This is a genomic window from Stenotrophomonas sp. 99219_Sma (genome assembly GCF_056480785.1).
In genome coordinates, this window is the sequence record NZ_CM151117.1 from 2,756,765 (window position 1) to 2,780,771 (window position 24,007).

Sequence of the window (24,007 nt, forward strand, 5' to 3'; positions counted from 1 at the left end):
ATTGGTCCGACCATTTAGATCCCGTGATAGTGCCGGCCGCTTGCCGGCAATTCGAGATTCCCTACGAAATCCGCTTCTCCAACCGCCGCATCACCGCCAGCACCAGCACGCACAGCACGCTCACCCCGATGGCAATCACGTACTTGCCGATGCCCACGGCGATGCCGATGGCCGCCGCCATGATCAGCGAGCTGGCCGTGGTCAGGCCGCTGACCTGATCCTCGCGTGACCCACGCAGAATGGTGCCGGCGGCAACGAAGCCGACGCAGGCGACCACGGCTTCGATCAGGCGCACCGGGTCGACCTGCAGCAGGTCGCGGTAACGCTCCTGCTGGAAATGCTCTGCCACTGAATCGCCGAGTCCAACAATCAGCGCAGCAGCGCCGGCAATCAGCATGTGGGTGCGCAGGCCCGCAGCGTGCTTGCCCATCTCGCGCTCGACACCGAGCACGCCGCCGAACAGCATTGCTGCGGCCACGCGCAGCAGGATCGAGACATCCTGGGTGAGTTCCATGGGCAGGCTCCGGGCGTTTCCCGGAGCGTTGCTCGGCAGCCGTGGGATGGCGGTGAAGACGATGGCACGCCCTCTTCACCGCATGCTTCACCGCGCGCGCTCATCCACGCATGGCCTGGATCTACTGGCCATCGCCATGCGTAACCTTCACGCACTCGATCATTGCGCCAGATAACCACCATCGATCGCATAGTATGTGCCGGTCGCGAACGAGGCGTCGTCGCTGGCCAGCCAGGCAACCAGCGCCGCCACTTCCTCGGCCGTGCCCAGTCGCTTCAACGCGTGGCGGCCTTCCAGCGTGGCGCGCACCTTGGGGTCCATCTTCTCCAGCAGTGGTGTGCTGATGAAGCCCGGGCCGACCGCGTTGACACGGATGCCGTCGGCTGCATGCTCCCAGGCGGCGGTCTGGGTCAGCCCGACCACGCCGTGCTTGGCCGCCACGTACGCGGTGGAACCGGCATAGCCCACCTGGCCCAGGATCGAGGCCATGTTGATGATGCTGCCACCGGTTCCGGCCGTGCGCATCGCCTGGATCTGCGCACGCTGGCACAGGAACACACTGGTGAGGTTGACGTCGATTACCCGCTGCCAGCCATCGATCGGATAGTCACCGCTGCTTGCGGCCGGCCCGCCGATACCGGCGTTGTTGACTGCCACATGCAGGCCGTCGAGTTCCTTGATCGTGCGCTGCACCGCCGCCTCCACGGCCGCGTCGTCTGTAACGTCCAGCGCAATGCCGATGGCCTGTGCACCGGCACTGCGCAGCTGCGTCACGGTGGCATCGACTGCATCCTGCTTCAGGTCCCAGACCGAAATACGGGCACCGGATGCGGCCAGCGTCTGCGCCACGGCCAGGCCGATACCGGACACGCCGCCGGTTACGATCGCGGTCTTGCCGGTGAGCTGGTAGTCAATCATCTGCGTTCTCCATCAGTGGGGGTATCGATGTGACCTGCAATGGCCAACCGCCCCACCCTACGCGCCCGCTCGTGATGGCCCGGCCGACATCACGTCTACGGGTGATCGTTCCAGCCATGAAACCTCAACTCAAGTTGATGTATGGAATTGCGTACGGATATGCATGCAAAACGCTGGCGTATGTTCGGCGGCATTTTCACTTTGGCCGTAATCGTCAATCGTTTTGACCATATTGAAATCAAAAGCGCGCGAATCAAGGCGACAATGGGAAACGTTTCCAGTTTCTTCGACACATTCCATTCAACCTGGTGTTCCCCCACCATCCAGCGTGCCCACGCCCCTGCTTCCCAGCATGTCTGCACGGGTAACGACGGGATCTGCATCTGCATTGCAGAGCGCGTGGGCGAGGTAATGCCAGCGTCCACCTCCAAAGCACGTGCCGAGCGATGTCCCGATATTTCACTTTTGCTGATTACCGCCGCTTCGGCCACCGCCATGGCTTCGATTACCGCGCCGACCCGGCCCACCTGCGTGACGACCAGTGGGCCGGCCATGGCGAGGTCAACGAGCAGTTCCTGCGCGGCGGCATGAGCCTGATCGCCTCCGACGTCCATAATCGCTTCCCTTATGTCGCCACCGCCCAGCAGAGTCCCGGCCTGGCCATCCGCGTGATGCTGCAGGGCCAGGTTGATGTGCGCATTCCGCGACGTGGTGGTTTCACCCTGCGTGCTGGTACGGCGATGACCGCGCACCACCGCGAACAGGTTGAGATGACGGGTGCGCATCCTGGCGAAACGCGCATGCGCGGCGTCAGCGTGATGGTGCCCGGCCAGATCGATCCGGACCTGTTCCAGCTGCCACAGTTGGAGACCGCGCTCAACACCCACCTGGAATGCCGCCACTGGGCCATTCCGCATACCCTGCTGCCGGTGCTGGGCCAGCTGTTCGAAAGCCCATGGGAGGACGGCATCGACGCGTTGTGGCGCGAAGGCGTCGCACTGCAGCTGCTGGCCGTTGGGCTGAAGGCCGAGGATCTGCAGACCGACCATGTACGAACGCTGCGGGCTGGCCAGCGCGAGCGCCTGGAGCGCGTGCGTGCCTACCTGCATGACGATCCCAGCCACGCCCATAGTCTGATCGAACTGGCCCAGCTGGCCTGCATGAGCCCAAGCTCGCTGCGCCGTCATTTCGCCCAGCAGTACGGCTGCTCGGTGTTCGACTACCTGCACGAACAACGCATGCGCCACGCCGAGCAGGGCCTGCGCGAAGACGGCTGGACTGTCGAGCAGGCTGCGGCCGCCAGTGGTTACCGCCACCCCAGCAACTTCGCGGCTGCATTCCGCAAGCGTTTCGGACTGGTACCCAGCCGCTGGCGCACCGGACCCTCAAAGGTCGGATAGCAGCTTCTGCTTCACGCCATCGCGGATGCCGGCCAGCGGCCGGCACGACCGCAGCCGCCTGAATCGACCTGCCATGGCTCCGCTCTGGTAGGTGTCGACCTTGGTCGACACGCTTTCACGCCATCGCGGATGCCGGCCAGCGGCCGGCACGACCGCGGCCGCCTGAATCGACCTTCCATGGCTCCGCTCTGGTAGGTGTCGACCTTGGTCGACACGCTTTCACACCATCCCAGATGCCGGCAAGCGGCCGGCACGATCGCGGCCGCCTGAATCGAACTTCCATGGCTCCGCTCTGGTAGGTGTCGACCTTGGTCGACACGCTCTCACACCATCACGGATGCCGGCCAGCGGCCGGCACGACCGCGCACCGCCGGGTATCGCGCACCCGGCGCACCTCATCAACCTCAATACACCGGCAGATCGATGTAACTGGCCTGCGCCGCGCTGTGCCAGACCCGCTGCGTGGCCTTCTGGTAATCGCCGGGCTTGGCCAGGTAGACGTTCGGCACGTAGGTCTGCGGGTTGCGGTCATACAGCGGGAACAGACTGGACTGCACCTGCACCATCACCCGGTGCCCCTTCTGGAAGGTGTGGTTGGCGTTGGGCAGGTCGAAGCGGTACGGCAGCACCTCGTTGGCGGCCAGCGGCTTCGGATCGCTGAAGCTCTCGCGATAGCGGCCACGGAAGATCGCCAGCGACACCGGCAGCTCGTAGCCGCCCATCTCCGGCGTCGACGCTTCCTGGTCCGGATACACGTCGATCAGCTTCACCACCCAGTCGCTGTCGGTGCCACTGGTCGACGCCTGCAGGTGCACCACCGGTGCGCCGCCGATGCGCAGCGGCGCGGTCAGCGGTTCGGTGATGAAGGTCAGCACGTCCGGGCGGCCATCAACGAAACGCTGATCCTTGACCAGCCAGGTGGTCCACATGTCACGGTCACCGAAACGGACCGGGCGCGGCACGAACGGCACCGGCTTGGCCGGGTCGGACACGTATTCCTCGAAGTCGCCCTCGCCCGCCGCCGGTGCCTGGAACGCCAGCTTGCCGCCAGCACGCAGGTACAGCGGCTTGCTGCTGGCAGCACAACCCTTGTCGCAGCTGCGTGGCCAGCCCTTCAGGCGATCCCAGTGGTTCTCGCCGGTGTTGTAGATCAGCACCGGCGGCGTATCCGCCTTCGGCGCACCGTCCACCAGGTACTGGTCAAAGAACGGCTTGAGCACATCACGGCGGAACTGCAGCGCGGTATCACCATCGAACTTCAGCGCGCCCAGCTCGCTGCCACTGTAGTTCACCTGGCTGTGCCGCCACGGCCCCATCACCAGATAGTTGCGGTTGTTGCCGCTGTCGCGCCCTTCCATTGCCTGGTAGGCGTGGTTGGCACCCCACATGTCCTCCTGATCCCACAGACCCTGCAGCCACATGGTCGGCACCTTCAATGGCGTCTTCGCCATCACCGCGTCCAGCGCCTGGCCCTGCCAGAAGCCGTCATAGGCCGGGTGCTCCACCAGTTTCTTCCACCAGGTCAGCTGGTCCACGCCGGTGAAACGCGCGTAGTCGCCGGCCGAACCGATACGCAGGAAGGTGCTGTAGTCATCGTAGCCGAGGCTGGGCAGCGGCGTGCCCTTGCCCCGCTTCTCGGTCTGCATCGCGAAGTAGTTGAAATTGACCTGGCGGAACGCGCCGTAGTTGAGCCAGTCGTCGCCCATCCAGCCATCCACCATCGGGCTCTGCGGCGCGGCCACCTTCAGCGCCGGGTGCGGATCGGTCAGCGCCATCACCACGGTGAAGCCCTCGTACGACGAGCCGAGCATACCGACCTTGCCGTTGCTCTCCGGCACGTTCTTCACCAGCCAGTCGATGGTGTCCCAGGCGTCGGTGGAGTGGTCCACCCTGGTGTTGTTCAACGGTCCGCGCAGCGGCCGGGTCATCACGTAATCACCCTCGGAGCCATACTTGCCGCGGATGTCCTGGAATACGCGGATGTAACCGCCATCGACAAATACCTCGTCGCCCTGCGGCAGCAGGTCGCGCATGCGCGGCGAATCACTGCGGCTGGCGCGGCCGGCAGCATCGTAAGGCGTGCGGGTGAGCAGGATCGGGGCATTGCGCGCGCCCTTGGGCACCACGATCACCGTATACAGCTTGGCGCCATCGCGCATCGGCACCATCACCACGCGCTTGTCGTAGTCACGACCGACATCAGGGGCAACGAAGGGCTTGCCGCTGATGTCCGGGGTCATCGGCGGGGTTTTGGCGGCCAGCACGGTGCTGGACAGGCAAAGGGCAATGGCTACAGCGACGGCACGCACACGCATGGACAACCCCTCCCGGCAGGAAAGCCTCAAGCCTACTCCTGCCTTGAGCCGTGAAGTGTGTGCAGGCTTTGCATTCTGCGGTGGATGCAGGCAGGACTGATGGCACATGTGCGACCAGCTGCTGCGCTCGTCGGCAACCGGTAGTGCCGGCCGCTGGCCGGCAACTTCATCCACCTCGGGCACGGTACGCGGTTGCCGGCCAGCGGCCGGCACTACCGATCAGGCTGCCGGCACTTCGTGCAACGCCAGCCAGCGCCAACGCCCCTGTTCCTGGCGCAGCAGCGCCAGCGATTCCCGCCATACGGGCTCGCCGCCATCGATCGCATGCCCTTCGCGATAGCGCAGCACCGCCAGCGGTGATGGCGCCTCCACCGCCTGCACGGCGTCGATGGAAATCTGCAGCCCTGGACGCGCGCCATGGCCACCCGCGAACAGTGCCTGCAAGGCATTCCGATCCAGCCTTTGGCCAGCGATACCGACCATGCTGAAGTCTGCACAGAAATGCGCCATCAGGTCCTCCAGCGCGTCGGTGCCGGCGTCGGCGCGGAACCAGGCCTGCAGCTTGTCGTGCAGGTGGTGGACTTCGTGTTCTGCGGTGGTATCCATCAGGTGTTCTCCGGTTGCGAAAGGGTGAGCAACTGCGGCCGGCGCAGCAGCGCCATCGGCAACAGGGTCAGTACGGCGGCCAGACCCAGCGCCGCGCCGGTGGCGCGGGCCGGCAGCCACTGCATGGCCAAGGCCAGCAGCAACGCAATGGCAGCGGTACCCAGGCAGAAACTGAGCTGGCGGTTGAGGTTCCAGAGCGCACTGGCATCGCCCAATGCTTCGCCCTCGACCCCATGGAAGGCCAGCGTCTGCGCCGTGCTGCTGCACAGGCTGCCGCCAGCGCCCATCAAGGCAAACAGCAATGCGGCAATGGCAAAGACCGGGTGTGGCAGCAGCGCCATCAACAACAGGCCGCAGGCCTGCAGGAGCATGCCCGCACGCAGCACTGTGGCCGGGCCGAAGCGGGTCAGCAGGCGCTTGCTGGCCGTGATCGCAATGGCCGAGGCCAGCGCCCACGGCAGCATCAGCGCGCCGATGCGCGCGGCACTATAGCCGGCCTGGTGCAACTGCAGGGTACTGACCAGCTGGCTGCCGATGAACACGCCGGGTACGGCCAGGTAGACCAGCATCGCCAGGCGCAGCCCGCGATGGGACAGCAGCGACCAGCGCAGCAGTGGCTGCGCCTGCTGCCGTGCATGCCGCAGGTGAGCCGCCGCCAACAGCATTGCGATCAACAGCAGTACGGCACCGGCGGTCCGATGTCCGGGCTCGCCCAGCCAAGTCAACGCCAGCAGCAGCGCGCCCAGCGCCGCCATCGCGGTGGACAGCGCATAGGCCTGCAGGCGTGGCGCACTACGCGCGCCATCGGCCGGCATCCACGCCAGCACCAGTCCAATCGCCACCACGGCCAGCGGCAGGCTGGCCCAGAGCACACCGCGCCAGGACAACCACTGCACCAGCAGCCCACCGAGCGCAGGCGCCAGTGCCGGCACCAGCAGCGCCACCAGCAGGATGCGGCGGGTCAGCGCGCCACGCTGGTCAGGCGTGCACTGTCGGTACGCTGCCGCTTGTGCCACCGGAATCAGCAGGCCACCAGCCAGGCCCTGCAGCAGGCGCCAGCCCAACAGCCAGCCAATACCCGGTTCAGCCCCGGCCAACACTGCGGAGGCGGCGAACAGCAGCAACGCCACCAGCAGCAGGCGACGCTCACCGCAGCGTGCGGCCAGCCAGGGCGCCAGCGGAATCACCACGCTCAGGCCCAGCATGTAGGCGGTGCCGACCCAGGCCAGGGTACCGACGTCGGCATGCAGTTCCGCCGCCAGCGCCGGATAGGCCACCGTGGCGATGAACATGTTGACCAGATCCAGAGCGAACACCAGCAGGAAGATGGCCTCATGGCGCAGGCGGGGGGACGGCATCGGCGACGCTCCAGCAGGGAAGCGGCCAGCATGCCGTGCGGGCCTTGTTGGAAAAACACGACAGCAACTGCAACACTGTCAAATCTGCTTTGACAATGAATTGCCATGGTCAGCCTTGATCGCTTCGATATCTTCCGTGCAGTGGTCGAGGCCGGCAGCCTGACCGCTGCCGCCGATCGCCTGGGCCTGAGCCGTGCGGTGGTCAGCTTCAACCTGAAGCGGCTGGAGCAGGAGCTGGGCGTGACCCTGCTGCTGCGCAGTACCCGCCACCTGGCCCTGACCGAGGCCGGCGAACAGTTCCTGCAGCACTGCGTGCAGGCGCTGGACGCCGCACAGGCGGCGATCGATGCCGCCCGCCGCGACCAGCATCAGCTGCAGGGCGTGCTGCGCCTGACCACCACCCCAGAGTACGCCCAGCTGCGCCTGATTCCTGCGTTGGAGGCGTTCCGTGCGCGGCATCCGGCCCTGCAGCTGCACCTGTCGACCTCACCGGCACCGGCCGATCTGATTCCCGAACGCTTCGATCTGGCCATCCGCCTCGGCCGCCTGCCCGATTCGGGCCTGCACGCCAGCGAACTGGAACGGCACCCACTGTGCGCGGTGGCGGCTCCGTCCCTGCTGGCACGCCTGCCCTCTGCCGATGCTGCCGATGACCCCGTGCAGCTGGGCACCCTGCCCCGCCTCGGCTACCCACGCCTGGCCGACGTGCCGGTGATTGCACCTGACGGCAGCGACGCCCTGTTCGCCACCAACCCGGGCAACGCGGTGGTGCGCGTGAATGGCGCCAGCAGCCTGCGCGCCTTCGCCGTGGCCGGCGCCGGGGTCACCGTGCTGCCACGCTGGCTGATCCAGGACGACCTGGCCCAGGACCGGCTGCGCCCGGTGCTGCGCCAGCACCGGTTCCCGCAGCAGAGCGTGTACGCGGTCTACCCGCACAGCACGCAGCCCTCACCGAAGGTGCGGCAGCTGATCGATTTCCTGCGCGGGTGGTTTGTCACCTGAAAAAAGGGGACGGAGGGGATTAAGTCGTTTATGCATAAACGACTTAATCCCCTCCGTCCCCTTTTTGCATGGCCCCTTGCGGGGCCATGCCTTCAGGCATCAGCGCAGCACCTGCTCCACCAGCTGCACATCCACCGTCTGCAGCGGTTCGGCGGCGTTGCGCGACAGCTGCACCTGGTAGGTGCCGCCATCGATCTTCCACTGGCGGGCCTGCGCATCGTAGTGAGCCAGCGTCTTCGGCTCGGCTTCGATGCGGATGCGGCGCTGTTCACCCGGCTGCAGGGTCACCTTGTCGTAGCCGATCAGGCGGATCGGCGTGGTGCTGCCGGCCGGCAGCTTCAGGTACAGCTGGGCGACGTCGGCACCGGCGCGCTTGCCGGTGTTGCGGATGTCGACGCTGGCGACCAGGCGCGAACCCTCCACGCTCACCTTCAGGTTTTCATAGGCGAAGGAGGTGTAGGACAGGCCGTGGCCGAAGGCGAAGGTCGGGGTCAGGCCCTTGGCTGCCATCCACTTGTAGCCGACGTTGGCGCCTTCGATATCGAAATCGAACACATCACCGAACGGCTTGGCCGGCTTGAAGCCGAGGCCGTCGATGTGCGGGCGCGGCAGCTGCGATTCGTCCACCACCCAAGTCACCGGCAGGCGGCCGGACGGATTGACCTGGCCGGTCAGCAGCGCGGCAATGCCTTCGCCACCGCGGATGCCCGGGTACCAGGCCTGCAGCATCGCCGGCACCTGCGCCAGCCACGGCGTGCGCACCGGGCCGTTGGTTTCCAGCACCAGCACGGTTTTCGGGTTGGCCTTGGCCACGGCCGAGATCAGTGCGTCCTGATTATCCGGCAGCTGCATGTCCGGCAGGTCCACCGATTCGGCCGCCCACTGGGTGGCAAACACGATGGCCACATCGGCCTGCGCGGCTGCCTTGGCCGCAGCGGCGGCGTTGGTGCCGTCCACATACTCGATGGTTGCATCCGGACGTGCCGCACGCAGCGATTCCAGCGGCGAGGACGGGTGGAAGATCACCGGGCCCGGCCAGGTGGTCGGCAGCACGCCCGGCACCGCGTTGGTGCCCTTGGCGGTCACGCCCACCATCGACGAACCACCGCCACCGATCACGCCCTTGTCGGCATGACCGCCGATGATGACGATGCGCTTCACGCTGTCGGCCAGCGGCAGCAGGTTGCCTTCATTGCGCAGCAGCACGCTGCCTTCTTCCACCGTGCGCTGGGCGACGGCGAAGCCAGCCTCGGCATCGACCTTCTGGTGCTGCGGCGGGTTGTCGAAGTTGCCGTGCAGGAACATCGTGCGCAGGATGCGCGCCACCATGTCGTTCAGGCGCGCCTGCGGCACCACGCCACCATGCACGGCCAGGCGCAGCGGTTCGTCAAAGAACACTGCCGCATCGAACACTTCACCGGCCGACTGCTGGTCCAGGCCGGCCAGCGCTGCCTTGGAACCGCTGTGCACGCCGCCCCAGTCGGACATCACGAAACCGGGGAACTTCCATTCCTGCTTCAGCACCTGATTCATCAGGTAGCCGTTCTCGCAGCCGTAGGTACCGTTGATCTTGTTGTACGAGCACATCGCCACGCCCGGGCGGCCGGCGTCCAGCGCGATCTCGAAGGCCAGTAGGTCCGACTCGTGCATGGCCTGTTCGCCGATGCGCACGTCGTGGAAGTTGCGGCGGGTCTCCATGTCGTTCAGCGCGAAGTGCTTCATCGAGGAGATCACGTGCTGGCTCTGCACGCCCTGGATCAGCGCGCCGACCATCGAACCGGCCAGCAGCGGGTCTTCACCGGCATATTCGAAGTTGCGGCCGTTGCGAGGGTCGCGCTGCAGGTTGACGCTGCCGGACAGCAGGATGTTGAAGCGCTGCTGCCACGCTTCGCGGCCCATGGTCGCGCCGCCGGCAAAGGCGACCGCACGGTTCCAGGTGGAGGCGGTGGACGGGCCCGACGGCATTGCCGTGGCGAAGTCACCCGGGCGGATGCCACCCGGATTGGTCACGCCGACGCCGGCATCGGCCGACTGCTGCGATGGAATGCCCAGCCGCGCTACGCCCGGCACGAAACCGGCCGACCCGACCGCGCCTTCCGGCAGCGGGCCACCGTCCTTGCCCAGCCCGAAGTAGCTGTGCAGCATCTGGAACTTCTCATCCTCGGTCATCGCCTTCAGCAGCAGCGCAGCGCGTGCATCGGCGTTGAGGGTGGTGTCCATCCACGGCGTGTCGCCATGCTTGTCGGCGGCATAGGCCAGGGTCAGCAGCGTGGCACGCAGGGCGCTGCCTTCCACCTTGAACGGTGCACTGCTGGCGGCCTGGAAGCCGTCGCTGAAATAGCTGGCATCGGCCTCCAGCGCCACACGTGCCGGGTCGAAGCCTGCGGCCTTGGCCGATTCACCGGCCACCGCGCCGAGCAGCACCGCCGGTGCGCCCAGCCGCGAACACGTGACCAGCGCCGGCAGCTGCGCGGCACCTGCACCAGCATCGGTGTAGACCGCCACGGCATGGCGACCGTCATCCAGGCGCAGGTAGTTCAGGCCCGGCTGGTCCGGGCCGGATTCAGCAGCAATCGGCAGCCGGGTCAGCACGGCCTGGCCGCGCTGGGTCTGGCCATCGTCCTTGCCCGCAGCAATGAAGCGGTACGCGTAGCCCAGGCCATCGGCCAGCACCTGCAGCGGATCGACCTGGCCGATGCCGCGCTGCACCTGGCGCACGCTCACCGCGTCCACCTGCAGGGTCTTCAGCTGGGCGGCCAGGGCCGGCATGGCCTCGGCGGTCGGGGCCTGTTCCAGGGTCAGCACAGTGAACGCGGCGGGGTCGGCCCAGGCCGGGGCGGCCAGTGCGGCTGACAGGGCCAGGGACAGTGCAAGCGGCTTTGTAAACGTTTTCATCGGCAGGCGTAATTCCGTTGCCAAGGCAATCGGTCCAGGGAAAGTGCCGCCGAAGGGTGCAGCGTTCATGCCGCGCAGGGGTTGCCAGGCAACGTCCCGCAGGCCGAAGGACGGGCTGGTCTGCGCCTGGGACCCTCCTCCCGGCGTGACAACCTGCCTGTCCGGGCCGCGCAGGGCGACCTAATCATGTGAAGATTGTGCGAGGGCGTTCACACCTGTCAACAGGACCTAAGTCACAGGCCGACCCCAGCCACTGGTTATCAGGCCATCACCGGCGGTCATCAGCGCGCCGCGCGAGGCTGCTGATAATGGAGATCCCTGGCCACGAATCGAGCCCATGACCGTACACCGCGACTTCGATCATCTCTGGCGCGACCGCTGTGACACCTCCAGCCAACGCGCGCCGCGCGTGCTGATCCGGGTGTTCGTGGCCCCCGGTGAGCTGGAGCGCAGCGTGGCGTTCTACGAGCAGTTGCAGGGCGTGGTGGCCGATGCCGGGTTCCCGTTTCCGGAGGCCGGCCTGCGTCTGGCGATGGTCGGTGCGTTCCTGTTGATCGAGGGCAGCAAGGCGGCGCTGGCGCCCTTCACTTCGACCACGGGGACGCTGCTGGTCGATGACGTTCGGCCCTATCACGACAAGCTGGTGGCGGCTGGCGCTGAAATCATCTTCCCGCTGCAGGTGGTACCGACCGGGGCGGCGTTCAATGCGGTGCATCCCGATGGCACCGTGGTCGAGTACGTGCATCACCGGCCGGATCCGCAGGGGCGGTGAGGGTGCGCGCGGCCGGGCTGCGCCCGGCACCCGCAGAGGCAACGGCCAACGCTACAGCAGAATCAAATGCCGCATTCCGTGGGATGGCGGGGCACTGTGGGTCTGCGGGGACGGCGCAAGTACGTCCATGTAGCCTTGGTCGCCGCATCCATGCGGCTCACACCCCGCAAACCCACAGTGCCCCGCCTTCGACAGCTGGCTGGTGGCCAGTAGATCCACGCCATGCGTGGATGCTTTTCAAATCAACACGAGATATTCGATTCCGGTGGAGGTCCATCCACGCATGGCGTGGATCTACAATTCCTCCATGTCCTCTCCCGCCCTGCCCTGGAATGGCACGCTGCTGCTGGATGCTCACGTGGCCGTGCTGCAGGGCCACGCCGGTGGCAGCGATACGCACGCGCACTACGCCCATCAACTGTTGCTGAGCGAAGCCGCGCTCTGGCAGGTCGAGGTCGCTGGCGTACGGCAGCAGGGCCAACGGCTGTGGCTGCCGTCATTCCAGCCGCACGCAATCCTGTCGGCGCCGGAAGCGGGCTGTACGGTGTTCCTCGAGCCCGCACATGCCGATCCCGGGCAGATCGAGCAGCACCTGCACGCGCTGCCGGGCAACGCGCTGGAGCTGCACGACTGGCTGCCACGGCTGAGCCGCCCGCAACCACTGGACCGCCGCGTGCAGGCCGCGCTGTCCCGTATCGCCCAGCACCTGCCCGGGCCGGTGCCAGCCGCCGATATCGCCGAGGCGGCACATCTGTCGACCAGCCAGCTGCATCGACGCTTCCAGTCCGATCTGGCGGTGACCCTGCGCGGCTGGGTGCTGTGGCAACGGCTGCGCAGCGCACTGATGCATCATCTGCGCGGGCACAGCCTGACCGACAGCGCGCACGCGGCCGGATTCGCTGACCTGGCCCATCTGTCGCGCAGCCTGCGCCGCATGTTCGGCATCGGTGCCGCGCAGCTGCAGGGCCTGCAGCTGCACGCGGCCTGACACGCCCCATCATCCGCGCCTGCGCAGACCTTCCGGCAACTCCGGTACCTCGCCATGCGGCAGTTCGCGGAACGGCGCCAGCAGCTGTCCGGGATAATCGCGCGGATAGTCCGGCTGGCTGCCGATGCCGAGGTCGCGTTGCTGCAGCCGATAGCCGGGCGCATCGAAGGCGGTCCCCAGCAGGTGATCCCAGACAGTCAGGAACAGGCCGAAGTTGACGTCGCCGGCGGTGCCGTAACGCATGTGGTGGAAGCGGTGCAGCGGCGCCCAGGCCATCACCCGGCCCAGCACGCCGGGACGCATGTCCACGTTGGAATGCTGCAGCAGCAGCTGGATGGCAATGGCGAACGCCAACACCGCGGCTACCGGCATCGGCAGGCCCAACAGCAGCAGCGGCAGCACGCCGCCCACCGCTTCGGCCGCCTGGTGCAGCGGGTGTTTCATCAGACCGTTGAAGCCATACATGCGGGTCACGCTGTGATGCACCGCATGCAGCCGCCACAGCCAGCCGATGCGATGGCTGGCATAGTGCACCAGGGTGATGCCGAGATCGGCGCAGATGACGGCCAGCAGCACCTGCAGCGCGAATGGCCACTGCAGCGGCCAGGCCTGCCACGGAATGATGGCTGCCAGCAGCGGAACCGCAGCGATCGACAGCAGGTTCAGGCTTTCGTTGACCAGCGCATGCAGGGTGTCACGCAGGCTGTCGCCCTGGTCGTGGTTGAACGCGGGGTCATACGGCCAGGCACGTTCGGCAGCGAACGAAACCGGGATGGCAACCGCGAGCAGGGCCAGCAACCACAACGGGTCACCGTGACAGTGGCCGACCCATACGATGGCGGCGGCAACGAACCCCAGCAGGAACAGCGGGGCATACAGGCGGAGCATCCAGTGCTTCATGGGCAATCCGGAAAGTAAGGGGCCTGCATGCTGGCGCGGCATGCGGGTGGCCGGCTTGAACAAACGGCGCAACCCGGCGCGCCTCTGGTGGATGACCATCGTGGACGGCACCACGTTTCCCGCATCCACGCATGGCGTGGATCTACAATGGCGGCCTCATCGCGCCCGAGACCGGCATGGATTCCTTCAACCTGATGCGTGCCTTCCGCCGCATCGTCGAACGCGGCGGGCTGGCCCGTGCCGCCGAAGACCTGGGCATGTCGCCGGCCGGGCTCAGCAAGCAGCTGCGCACGCTGGAAGCGCACCTGGGCGTGGTACTGCTGCAGCGGACCACGCGGCGCATGAGCCTGACCGAAACCGGCCACGCCTATTACCGCGAATGCTGCCGCCTGCTCGACGAGCTGGAAGCACTGGAACGCGGCATCGCCGAACAGCGCGGCGACGTGGCCGGGCGCCTGCGCGTGAACGCGCCGCAGTCGTTCGCGCTGAGCACGCTGTCGCCGCTGCTGCCACGCTTCCTGCAGCAGCATCCGCAACTGTCGCTGGACCTTGTGATGGAAGACCGCCTGCTTGATGCGGTGGGCGAAGGTTTCGATGTGTCGCTGCGGTTGCGTGCCGAGCTGGACGACTCGCGACTGGTAGCGCGCCGCCTGGCCTCGTTGCAGCAGGTGCTGTGCGCGGCTCCGTCCTACCTTCAGCAGCATCCGGCACCGCAGGCAGTGGACGATCTGCAGACGCACAGCGTGCTGGCCTACAGCCTGTCCGACTCGCCCGGCAGCTGGCCGCTGCTCGGCCCTGATGGGCAGGTAACGATCACCCTGCCAGCGCGCGTCACCGTCAACAACAGCCTGCTGCTGCGCGACCTGCTGGTGGCCGGCATGGGCATCGGCGCCCTGCCCTCGTTCCTGGCGGCACCGGCGCTGGCCCGTGGCGAACTGCAGCAGGTGCTGCCCGACCACCGCTATCCGCCGCGCTTCGTGCATGCGGTCTACCCCACCTCGCGCCACCTGCAGCCCAAGGTGCGTGCCTTCATCGATTTCCTGCACGCCGAGCTGCCCGGCTGCGCCGGCCTGGATTCGTAACCGCCAGCGAAAACTGAGCTGCCCGCGGCGTGCTGTTTCAGACGCGCCGCGCTGCCTACTCTGCCGCCTCCCCTCTCACCGATGGCAGGCAGATGTCTTCCGTTCCTTCCCCCGCCACCGCCGCGCCGGTGGTCGATTTCTTCCACGACGTGGTCTGCGGCTGGTGCTTCGTGCTGGCCCCGCGCCTGCAGCAGGTCTCCGCCGAACTCGGCATCCAGGTGCGTCACCGCAGCTTCGTGCTGCAGGACTCGCGCGCGCAGATGGTCGAGGTGTTCGGCTCGATGGAGCGCGCCAAGGCGATCATCCTGCGCCACTGGACCGACTGCGCCGCGCATGAAGACACCGCGCGCATCGATATCGAAGGCATGCGTGCACAGGACTTCGAGTATCCGTCCGGCTGGCTCGGCGCACTGGCCTGCCAGGCCGCCGGCATGCTCGGTGGCAACGACGCCCATGGCGCGATGTTCGATGCCGTGCAGTGGGCGCACCTGCACCAGCACCGCAACATCGGCGACGCCGAAGTACTGCTGGATATCGCCGAAGCACTGGGCCACCCGCGTGGCGCCTTCGCTGACCACATGCGCAGCGACGCAGTGCGCCAGCGCGTGCAGGCCGACCGTGCCGAAGCCGCGACCCTCGGCATCCGCTCCATTCCCACCGTGATCGGCGGCAACGGCCTGCGCCTGCAGACCCTGCCGCTGCCGCAACTGCGCCAAGCCCTGGCGCACCTGGTCGCGGCCTGAGCCGCACCGTCCCCCACCCTGCAAGGAGATTCCCCATGACCCCACGTACCCTGGCCACCGCGCTGGCCCTGCTGCTGGCCGGCACCGCCGCTTCCACCACCGTATCCGCGCACGAACGCGTTCCCTCCGGCCAGCAGGTCGGCACCAGCCCCTGGGGGCCGAAGGACGAGATCGGCCGCCTCAACCTGATCACCGACGCCTCGCGTGCGGCGATCCTGTCGCGGGTGAGCGGCGGCAAGGCCTATGACCTGGCCACCGAATACTACGTTGGCATGCCCAGCTGGCAGGATGCCGGCGACCCGCACTACCAGTTCTGGATGACCCACACCCCGCGCGGCACGGTGATGGACGACCCGATGGGCGTGGGTGAAACCATGAACCTCACCCGCAGCTACACCGGCACCGCATTCTCGATGTACAGCCACACCGGCACCCACATCGATGCGCTGAACCACTTCGGCATCCACGGAAAGATCTGGAACGGCTTCGAGGCCGACAAGCACCTCGGTGACCGTGGCTGGAACGTCACCGGCATCGAGAAATTCCCGCCGCTGATCGCGCGTGGCGTGCTGATCGACGTGGCCGGCGCCAAGGGCGTGGACATGCTGCCGGACAGCTACCGCGTCACCCGGCAGGACCTGAAGGATGCGCTGGCACGCCAGCAGGTGAAGCTGCAGCAGGGCGACGTGGTGCTGATCCGCACCGGCCGCATGCGCCTGTTCGAACAGCCCAAGGCCTACATGGCCAACCCGCCGGGCATGGGCCTGGACGCGGCGCGCTTCCTGGTGGAGGACAGCGGCGCGATGATCGTCGGCGCCGACAACCTCAGCTTCGAGACCTTCCCCTCGGAGGTGTCCGACGACTACGTGCCGCTGCACACCTACCTGCTGGCCCAGCAGGGCGCGCCGATCATCGAGCTGGTGGCGCTGGACGAACTGGCCCGCGACAAGGTCTATGAGTTCGCCTTCATCGGTGGCCCGCTGAAGATCCGCGGCGGTGATGCCGCGCCGCTGCGCCCGGTGGCGCTGCCGGTGCGCCCGTAACCGGGAGTGCCCGTGCCTGTAGGTGCCGACCCTGGTCGGCACCGTTTTCCCATCCACGCATGGCGTGGATCTACTGGAGAGAACCCTGGTAGATCCACGCCATGCGTGGATGCTTTAGCCCTTCAGCAACCTGAAACCCGACCTTCCGATTTCATTAGTAATTCTACTCACAAGGCGAGTAGCATGTCCGGTCTCAGCCCCTGATACCGGCCCGTCGATACTCGCGCCATGCCTGCCGTTTCCGCCCGTTCCTGCCGCTTCAAGCCAACCCGGCGCCTCCCTTGGAGGATCGGCTGATGGGTGCTGTCGTCGCCCTCGACCGGCTGCTGGACGGGCGCCAGCTGTGGCGCGGCCCAGCCCGCCAGGGGCCGGCCAGCGACCACTTGGCCAGTGGCCATCCGGCGCTGGACGCACGCCTGCCCGGCGGTGGCTGGCCGGCCAGCGGGCTGTGCGAGGTGCTGCAGGCCGCGCCCGGCGTCGGCGAGCTGGCGCTGGTCTGGCCGGCGCTGGCGAAGCTGAGCCAGCGCGACCGCCCGATCGTGCTGGTCGCCCCGCCCTACCGCCCGCATGCCCCGGCCTGGGCGGCGGCCGGGCTGGACCTGGCCCAGCTGCAGATCATCCACGCCGCACCGAAACAGGCGCTGTGGGCCGCCGAACAGTGCCTGCGCTCTGCGGCCTGCGCGGCGGTGCTGTGCTGGCCACACCAGGCCGACGACCGCTCACTGCGCCGGCTGCAGGTGGCTGCCGACAGCGGCCAGTGCCTGGGCTTCGTGTTCCGCGAGGCGCAGGCAGCGCGCAACCCCTCCCCGGCCAGCCTGCGCCTGCAGCTCAACCACGGCCAGGTGCGGGTGCTGAAGTGCCGTGGCGGCCTGCCACCGGCGCAGCCGTTGCCACTGGCCATCGCCCACTGAGGCCGCGTCATGCATTGGGCCTGCCTGTTGTTGCCGCAGCTGGCACTGGACAGCGTGCTGCGCCTGCAGCCGGACCCGCAGCGGCCACTGGTGCTGCTGCAGGGGCCGGCGCAGCGTCGCGTGCTGCGCGCGGTCAGCCCGTCGGCACGCGCAGCGGGACTGCGCCCGGGCATGCTGCTGTCGGCCGCACAGGTGCTGGTGCAGGACATGTACCTGCACGACTACGACCCGAACGCCGAACAGCACACCCGGCAGCTGCTGGCCAGTTGGGCCTACGCCTACAGCTCGCAGGTCAGCCTCGATTTTCCGCACGCGCTGGTCATGGAGATCGGCGCCAGTCGCGCCCTGTTCGGTGACTGGCTGACGATCGAAAAGCGCCTGCGCGGCGAACTGCATGAGCTTGGTTTCCGCCACCGCCTGGTGGCCGCGCCCACCGCGCATGCCGCGCGCGTGCTGGCCAACGTCCACGACGGCCTCAGCATCGATGCGCAGCAGCTGCCAGCGGCACTGGCGCAGCTGCCGTTGCCGCGTTGCGGCCTGCCCAGCGAAGCGGTGACCGTGCTCGGTCGTTCCGGTCTGCGCACGCTGGGTGCGGTGCTCGAACTGCCGCGCGACAGCCTGGCCCGGCGCTTCGCCCCCGAGGTGCTGCAGCAGCTGGACGCATTGCGTGGCCTGCCCACCGCGCCACTGCGCTACTACCAGCCACCGGATCGTTTCGATGCGCGCATCGAATTCGAATACGAGATCGAATCCAGCCAGGCCCTGCTGTTCCCGCTGCGCCGCCTGCTGCTGGACCTGGCGGCCTTCCTGTGCTCGCGCGATGGCGGCGTACAGCGCTTCGACCTGCACTTCGAGCATGACCTGCTGCCGGCCAGCGTGCTGACCATCGGCCTGCTGGCACCCGAGCGCGATCCCGCGCTGCTGTTCGAGATCGCGCGCAACCGCATGGAAGCGTTCGCCCTGCCCGCTGGCAGCCGCGCACTGCGCCTGCAGGCCGAACAGCTGCCACCGTTCGTGCCCGCCGCGCGTGACCTGTTCGATACCCGGCCGGCACAGGCGATGCCCTGGAACCAGCTGCGCGAGCGCCTGCGGGCGCGGCTGGGCGATGACGCCGTGCAGCCGCTGGCGGTGCAGGCCGACCATCGCCCCGAACGCGCCAGTGGCACCCAGCCGCCGGCCAAGTCTCCGTCGTACTGGCCGCTGCGCCCTGGCTGGCTGCTGGACACCCCACAACCGCTGCGTGATCCGCGCCTGCGCATCGTCACCGGGCCGGAGCGGATCGAATCGGGCTGGTGGGACCAGGCCGATGCGCGCCGCGATTACTACGTGGTGGAAACCGCGCATGGCCAGCGCGGCTGGGCTTTCCGTGACCGCAATGATCCGCATGCGCCGTGGATGCTGCACGGCTGGTTCGGCTGAGCCGCCATGCACAGCGAACTGCCCGGCTACGCCGAACTGCACTGCCTGTCGGCCTTCAGTTTCCAGCGTGGCGCCTCGATCGCCGAAGAACTGTTCGCGCGCGCTGCCGGCCAGGGCTACCGCGCGTTGGCGATCACCGACGAATGCTCGCTGGCCGGCATCGTGCGTGCCTGGCAGGCGGCGAAGACGCATGGCGTGGCGCTGATCGTCGGCGCCGAATTCCAGATCGAGGACGGGCCGAAGCTGGCCCTGCTGTGCACCGACCAGGCCGCCTATGCTGGTCTCTGCCAGTTGATCACCACCTGCCGGCGGCGCGCGGCCAAGGGCGAATACCGCTGCCTGCGCGAGGACCTGCTCGGCCTGCCCGACGGCCTGCTGTGCCTGTGGCTGGACCGGCAACCGGCCGCCATCGATCTGGAACTGTTGCGCACCGGCTTCGATGATCGCCTGTGGCTGGCGGTGGAGCTGCACCATGAGCATGACGACGCGCGTCGCCTGCAGCAGCTGCAGGCCTTCGGCGAACGCCACCACCTGCCGCTGGTGGCCAGTGGTGATGTGCACATGCACGTGCGACGCCGCCGCGCCCTGCAGGACACCCTGACCGCGATCCGCCACCGCTGCAGCGTGGCCGAGGCCGGCTGGCGCCTGTTTCCCAACGGCGAGCGCCACCTGCGCCCGCGTACCGCACTGGCCCAGCTGTATCCGCCCGAACTGCTGGCCGAGACCCTGCGCATCGCCGAGCGTTGCCACTTCACGCTGGAGCAGCTGCAGTACACCTATCCGCGCGAGCTGGTGCCCGAGGGCCACGACCCGGACAGCTGGCTGCGCGTGCTGGTCGAGCGCGGCATCCCGTGGCGCTGGAAAGGCGGCATCGAACCGGCACAACGCAAACAGATCGAGCACGAACTGGCATTGATCCGGGAAAAGAACTACGCCTCGTACTTCCTCACCGTGCAGGACATCGTGCGCTTCGCGCGCAGCCAGGACATCCTCTGCCAGGGTCGTGGCTCGGCGGCCAACTCCGCGGTGTGCTTCGTACTGGGCGTGACCGAGATCGACCCGGCACGCAGCAACCTGCTGTTCGAGCGCTTCATCTCCGCCGAGCGCGACGAACCACCGGATATCGACATCGACTTCGAACACGAGCGCCGCGAGGAAGTGCTGCAGTACGTGTTCAAGCGCTATGGCCGCGAGCGCGCGGCGTTGACCGCGGTGGCGATCAGCTACCGTGGCCGCAGCGCGATCCGCGACGTGGCCCGTGCGCTTGGCCTGCCGATGGACCAGGTCAACGAACTGGGCGCGGCGATGGACCACTGGGGCGGCCATGTGCCGCTGCCGGAGACCCTGCGCGAGCGCGGCTTCGATCCGGAAACCCCGCTGATGCGGCGGTTGCTGGCGCTGACCGCCGAACTGATCGACTTCCCGCGCCACCTGTCGCAGCACCCGGGCGGCTTCGTGATTTCCGAGCATCCCCTGTCAACCCTGGTGCCGGTGGAGAACGCGGCGATGGCCGACCGCACCGTCATCCAGTGGGACAAGGACGATCTGGATGCCACCGGCCTGATGAAGGTCGACTGCCTGGCGCTGGGCATGCTCACCGCCATCCGCAAGTGCCTGGCGATGCTGCAGCAGCATGGCCTGCACGAAGGACGCATGGATGCGATTCCTCCCAAGGATACGAAGACCTACGACATGATCTGCGCCGCCGACACCATCGGCGTATTCCAGATCGAGTCGCGCGCGCAGATGGCGATGCTGCCGCGCCTGCAGCCGCGCACCTTCTACGACCTGGTGATCGAAGTGGCGATCGTGCGCCCTGGCCCGATCCAGGGTGACATGGTGCACCCCTACCTGGAACGGCGAAGGATCCTGCGCGAGCAGGGTCCTGACGCGTTGAACGATCCAGACAATCCACTCTATCCAGCGCGGCTGGAACGCGTGTTCGCGCGCACCCTCGGCGTGCCACTGTTCCAGGAACAGGTCATGCAGTTGGCGGTGGAAGCGGCCGGCTACACGCCGGGCCAGGCCGATGCCCTGCGCCGCTCGATGGCGGCGTGGAAGCGCCGTGGCGGCCTGGAACCGCATCGCGAGAAGCTGCTGGCCGGCATGCTCAAGAACGGCTTCAGCCGCGAGTACGGCGAGCACCTGTTCGAACAGATCAAGGGCTTCGGTGACTACGGTTTTCCGGAAAGTCACGCCGCCAGTTTCGCCCTGCTGACCTATAACAGTTGCTGGCTGAAGTGCCATCACCCGGCCGCGTTCACCGCCAGCCTGATCAACAGCCAGCCATTGGGTTTCTACAGCCCCGACCAGCTGCTGCAGGATGCGCGCCGGCATGGCATCCGCGTGTTGCCGGTGGACGTGCGCCACAGCGACTGGGACTGCACGCTGGATTTCAGCAAGGGTCCGGCCGCGATCCGGCTCGGCCTGCGCCTGGTCGATGGCTGCAACGAGCCCGCCGTGCAGGCCATCATGCGTGAACGTGCGCGGCGCCCGTTCGACGATGTGGGTGACCTGTGCCAGCGTACCGCTCTGGACCGCCGCCAGCAGGGCCTGCTGGCCGATGCCGGGGCGCTGCGTGGGCTCAGCGGCCATCGCCATCGTGCGCGCTGGGATATCTCCGGTGTGGAAAACCGGTTGCCGCTGTTCGACCAGACCCGCGCCACCACCGAAGCCCGCGTGCCACTGCCCCTGCCCAGCGCCTGGGAAGACATGCAGGCCGATTACCGCAGCACCGGCACCACGCTGGGCCGCCATCCGATCTCGTTCCTGCGCGCGCAACTGCGCAGCCGTGGCTGCCTGGATGCCGCACAACTGGCTGCCCACGGCCATGGCCGGCGCGTGCGCATCGCCGGCCTGGTGCGCATGCGCCAGCGCCCGCAGACCGCCAGTGGCGTCACCTTCCTCACCCTTGAAGACGAGACCGGCATGATCAACGCCGTGGTCTGGCGGCACCTGGCCGATCGCCAGCACCGGGTGCTGGTCGATACCCAGCTGATGCAGATCGATGGCCGCCTGGAACGCGTCGATGGCGTGCAGCACGTCATCGTGCAGCGCATGCACTGCCTGGATGAACTGCTGCAGGGACTGCGCAGCCACAGCCGCGATTTCCATTGACGATACACAACGTCACACAACGAACTGGCCATTGCCGGTCTGCATCCGCTATCGTCGGCACATCCAAGGAAGGACGACCCGATGTCCCGTGCGCTGCTGCTGACCACCCTGGTGGTCTCGACCCTCGCCCTGCTTGTTTCCGGCTGGACCGCCTGGAGCCTGCATCGCAGCCAATCGCCACAGCGCATCATCGAGGCACGCGGGCTGATCATTCACGATGCAAGCGGCCAGCCGCGGGTGATCCTCGGCGCACCGGTTCCCGATCCGCTCAGCCAGGGCCGCACCCAGGGGCCGCGCGCCACCGCCCTGTCCGGCCTGATCCTGCTCGGTCCCGACGGCTCCGAACGCGGCGGCTACGGCACCAGCGACCGCGGCGGCGAAGCCCTGCTCACCCTGGACGATGCCACCGGCACCACCGAAGTGTTCAAGGTCGTCGCCAATCCGGACCGTGGCGCCAGCCTCATGGTCAAGCACCAGAACAACACCGGCGCCATGCTCACCTCCTGGCAGGGCAAGCCGGAGCTGATGTTCGTCGATGACAGCGGCCAGTCCTACTACGTGCGCCCGGGCGCGAACGCCGCGCCTTGATCTGCTTCTGTAGCGTCGAACCATGCTCGACTACCGGTCATGTAGAGTCGAGCCATGCTCGACTGCTTCTACCAACAGCAGCCGAGCATGGCTCGGCTCTACAAAGGCGAAGCAAAGCCGAGCATGGCCCGACGCTACAAACCACACACCGCCGCCAGGTCATCGGCCAGCTGCCGCAGCTGCGCCGGTCCCAGCGCCGAACACGTAATGCGCAGACCATGGCCCGGTGCCGCCACCGCGAACACTTCGCCTGCACGCACATGCCATCCACGCGAGGCCAGCGCCAGCACGTGTGGGTGGCTGTCGGCCGGCAACGGCAGCCACAGGTTCAATCCTTCCATCGGCTGCGGCGTCGGCATGCCATGCGCGCGCAGCAGCTCCTGTAGCGACTGCAGGCGCTGCTGGTAGCGCTCACCCGCCGAGGCGATCTTCGCCCGCTGCGTTACCGACGCCAGCACCGAAGTCGCTGCATCCTGCAGCAGGTGGCTGACCCAGCCGGTGCCGGACGCCAATCGCAGCCGCAACCGCGATGCGGTCTCCTCATCGCAGGCCAGCCAGGCCAGCCGCAGGTCCGGACCCAGTGGTTTGGACAACGAACGCAGCAGCGCCCAGCGCCGGCCATCCAGCGGCAGCACTGAGTGATAGGCCTGCTGCGAGAGCAGTGCGTAGTGATCGTCAATCAGCACCGCCACCTGCGGGTAGGCCGCCAGCAACTGCCGCAACGCCCGTGCCCGCTTCGCATCCAGGCTGGCCCCGGTCGGGTTGTGTGCCCGCGGGGTCAGCAGCACCGCGCGTGCGCCGGCCTCCAGCGCCTGCCGCAGCGAATCGACCTGCATGCCATGCGCGTCCACCGCCACCGGCAACGGCGCGTGGCCCACAGCATTGAGCACATTGAGGCTACCGAGGAAGCATGGATCCTCCACCGCGATGCGGTCTCCTGGCAGCAACCACGCCGCCAGCAGGCGCTCGATGCCATCAACCGCGCCATGGGTCAGCTCCAGCGCATAGCCCTCCGGGCAGTCCGCATCCAGCGAGGCCCTTGCCAGCGCCTGCAACCTCGGGTCGACCGTGCCTACGCCGTACAAACGCGGCGCGGCCGGGGCCAGGCGCAGGTTCGGCAGCAGGCGCGGATCCGGATTGCCACCGGCCAGGTCCTGCAGCGCCAGCCCGGGCGTACTGCCCTCGCGCGCCAGCGTCGGCGGCAATCCGCGCACCACCGTGCCACGGCGGCCCGCCGTGCTGGCCAGGCCCGCCGCATCCAGGCGCTTGTAGGCAGCGGCCACGGTGTTGCGGTTCACGCCCAGTTGCTCGGCCAGTTCACGCACCGGCGGCAGCACGCTGCCGGCCGGCAGGCGGCCCTTGCCGATGCCGTCGCGGATGCTGTCGAAGATCGACTCGGCGCTATGCCCGGTGATTTTCATTTTGTCCTATGCCAA

General features: G+C 67.6%; 20 protein-coding genes. 11 read left to right on the forward strand and 9 right to left on the reverse strand.

From position 1 onward, the window contains the following. Nucleotides 1-61: 61 nt before the first annotated feature. The 3 genes from ACZK13_RS12620 to ACZK13_RS12630 form a co-directional block, all read right to left on the reverse strand. Nucleotides 62-514, reverse strand: a complete 453-nt coding sequence (locus tag ACZK13_RS12620; protein ID WP_005410036.1) for an MgtC/SapB family protein — start codon at nucleotides 512-514, stop codon at nucleotides 62-64. A 159-nt stretch (nucleotides 515-673) separates the two neighbouring features. Further along, complete coding sequence (locus ACZK13_RS12625; protein ID WP_049398446.1) at nucleotides 674-1,432, reverse strand: SDR family NAD(P)-dependent oxidoreductase; 759 nt, start codon at nucleotides 1,430-1,432, stop codon at nucleotides 674-676. 95 nt (nucleotides 1,433-1,527) lie between these two features. Next, a complete protein-coding gene (locus ACZK13_RS12630; protein ID WP_125894599.1) occupies nucleotides 1,528-1,821 on the reverse strand; it encodes a hypothetical protein in 294 nt (97 codons plus the stop codon). Between the two features lie 57 nt (nucleotides 1,822-1,878). On the opposite strand from ACZK13_RS12630, the gene ACZK13_RS12635 reads away from it, so the two are divergent. After that, a complete protein-coding gene (locus tag ACZK13_RS12635; RefSeq protein WP_125894597.1) occupies nucleotides 1,879-2,832 on the forward strand; it encodes a helix-turn-helix transcriptional regulator in 954 nt (317 codons plus the stop codon). 404 nt (nucleotides 2,833-3,236) lie between these two features. Here ACZK13_RS12635 and ACZK13_RS12640 read toward each other — a convergent pair whose 3' ends face one another. From ACZK13_RS12640 to ACZK13_RS12650, 3 genes are all read right to left on the reverse strand, one after another. Continuing rightward, nucleotides 3,237-5,147 carry a CocE/NonD family hydrolase gene (locus ACZK13_RS12640; protein WP_253143700.1) on the reverse strand — a complete coding sequence of 637 codons (1,911 nt, stop codon included), beginning with the start codon at nucleotides 5,145-5,147 and terminating at the stop codon, nucleotides 3,237-3,239. Between the two features lie 219 nt (nucleotides 5,148-5,366). Beyond that, nucleotides 5,367-5,753, reverse strand: a complete 387-nt coding sequence (locus tag ACZK13_RS12645; RefSeq protein WP_253143699.1) for a DUF4440 domain-containing protein — start codon at nucleotides 5,751-5,753, stop codon at nucleotides 5,367-5,369. Then, nucleotides 5,753-7,111, reverse strand: coding sequence for an MFS transporter (locus tag ACZK13_RS12650; RefSeq protein ID WP_125894591.1), 1,359 nt, complete (start codon nucleotides 7,109-7,111; stop codon nucleotides 5,753-5,755). Before ACZK13_RS12650 ends, ACZK13_RS12645 begins: the two co-directional genes overlap by 1 nt. Before the next feature lie 105 nt (nucleotides 7,112-7,216). Here ACZK13_RS12650 and ACZK13_RS12655 point away from each other — a divergent pair, with 105 nt between their 5' ends. Continuing rightward, nucleotides 7,217-8,113 (forward strand): LysR family transcriptional regulator, encoded by an 897-nt coding sequence (locus ACZK13_RS12655; protein ID WP_125894589.1) that lies wholly within the window; start codon nucleotides 7,217-7,219, stop codon nucleotides 8,111-8,113. Nucleotides 8,114-8,212: 99 nt separating this feature from the next. Here the strand turns inward: ACZK13_RS12655 and ACZK13_RS12660 are convergent, their stop codons facing one another. Further along, entirely contained in the window at nucleotides 8,213-11,008 is a 2,796-nt protein-coding gene (locus tag ACZK13_RS12660; protein ID WP_125894587.1) for a beta-glucosidase family protein, read from the reverse strand. A 337-nt stretch (nucleotides 11,009-11,345) separates the two neighbouring features. Between ACZK13_RS12660 and ACZK13_RS12665 the strand changes: the two genes are divergently transcribed. Both ACZK13_RS12665 and ACZK13_RS12670 read left to right on the forward strand, forming a co-directional pair. Next, complete coding sequence (locus ACZK13_RS12665; protein ID WP_049422820.1) at nucleotides 11,346-11,780, forward strand: VOC family protein; 435 nt, start codon at nucleotides 11,346-11,348, stop codon at nucleotides 11,778-11,780. 283 nt (nucleotides 11,781-12,063) lie between these two features. Beyond that, nucleotides 12,064-12,768, forward strand: coding sequence for an AraC family transcriptional regulator (locus ACZK13_RS12670; protein WP_125894585.1), 705 nt, complete (start codon nucleotides 12,064-12,066; stop codon nucleotides 12,766-12,768). 9 nt (nucleotides 12,769-12,777) lie between these two features. Here ACZK13_RS12670 and ACZK13_RS12675 read toward each other — a convergent pair whose 3' ends face one another. Continuing rightward, on the reverse strand, nucleotides 12,778-13,668 hold the full coding sequence (locus tag ACZK13_RS12675) for a sterol desaturase family protein (RefSeq protein ID WP_125894583.1): 891 nt from the start codon (nucleotides 13,666-13,668) through the stop codon (nucleotides 12,778-12,780). Between the two features lie 131 nt (nucleotides 13,669-13,799). Between ACZK13_RS12675 and ACZK13_RS12680 the strand changes: the two genes are divergently transcribed. From ACZK13_RS12680 to ACZK13_RS12710, 7 genes are all read left to right on the forward strand, one after another. Beyond that, on the forward strand, nucleotides 13,800-14,750 hold the full coding sequence (locus ACZK13_RS12680; protein WP_185749963.1) for a LysR family transcriptional regulator: 951 nt from the start codon (nucleotides 13,800-13,802) through the stop codon (nucleotides 14,748-14,750). A gap of 92 nt (nucleotides 14,751-14,842) precedes the next feature. After that, nucleotides 14,843-15,493 carry a DsbA family oxidoreductase gene (locus ACZK13_RS12685; RefSeq protein WP_121503545.1) on the forward strand — a complete coding sequence of 217 codons (651 nt, stop codon included), beginning with the start codon at nucleotides 14,843-14,845 and terminating at the stop codon, nucleotides 15,491-15,493. 35 nt (nucleotides 15,494-15,528) lie between these two features. Next, the gene (locus tag ACZK13_RS12690) at nucleotides 15,529-16,536 is read left to right on the forward strand and encodes a cyclase family protein (protein WP_125894581.1); all 1,008 of its coding nucleotides are present in this window, start codon (nucleotides 15,529-15,531) and stop codon (nucleotides 16,534-16,536) included. A gap of 296 nt (nucleotides 16,537-16,832) precedes the next feature. Then, the gene (gene imuA / locus ACZK13_RS12695) at nucleotides 16,833-17,447 is read left to right on the forward strand and encodes a translesion DNA synthesis-associated protein ImuA (RefSeq protein ID WP_125894579.1); all 615 of its coding nucleotides are present in this window, start codon (nucleotides 16,833-16,835) and stop codon (nucleotides 17,445-17,447) included. 9 nt (nucleotides 17,448-17,456) lie between these two features. Then, nucleotides 17,457-18,866 carry a Y-family DNA polymerase gene (locus ACZK13_RS12700; protein ID WP_125894577.1) on the forward strand — a complete coding sequence of 470 codons (1,410 nt, stop codon included), beginning with the start codon at nucleotides 17,457-17,459 and terminating at the stop codon, nucleotides 18,864-18,866. A 6-nt stretch (nucleotides 18,867-18,872) separates the two neighbouring features. Then, a complete protein-coding gene (locus ACZK13_RS12705) occupies nucleotides 18,873-21,983 on the forward strand; it encodes an error-prone DNA polymerase (RefSeq protein WP_253143697.1) in 3,111 nt (1,036 codons plus the stop codon). An 81-nt stretch (nucleotides 21,984-22,064) separates the two neighbouring features. Further along, nucleotides 22,065-22,571, forward strand: a complete 507-nt coding sequence (locus tag ACZK13_RS12710; RefSeq protein WP_006373615.1) for a hypothetical protein — start codon at nucleotides 22,065-22,067, stop codon at nucleotides 22,569-22,571. 134 nt (nucleotides 22,572-22,705) lie between these two features. Here ACZK13_RS12710 and ptsJ read toward each other — a convergent pair whose 3' ends face one another. After that, nucleotides 22,706-23,992, reverse strand: coding sequence for a MocR-like B6 salvage transcription factor PtsJ (ptsJ, locus tag ACZK13_RS12715; protein ID WP_253145284.1), 1,287 nt, complete (start codon nucleotides 23,990-23,992; stop codon nucleotides 22,706-22,708). Nucleotides 23,993-24,007 lie beyond the last annotated feature (15 nt).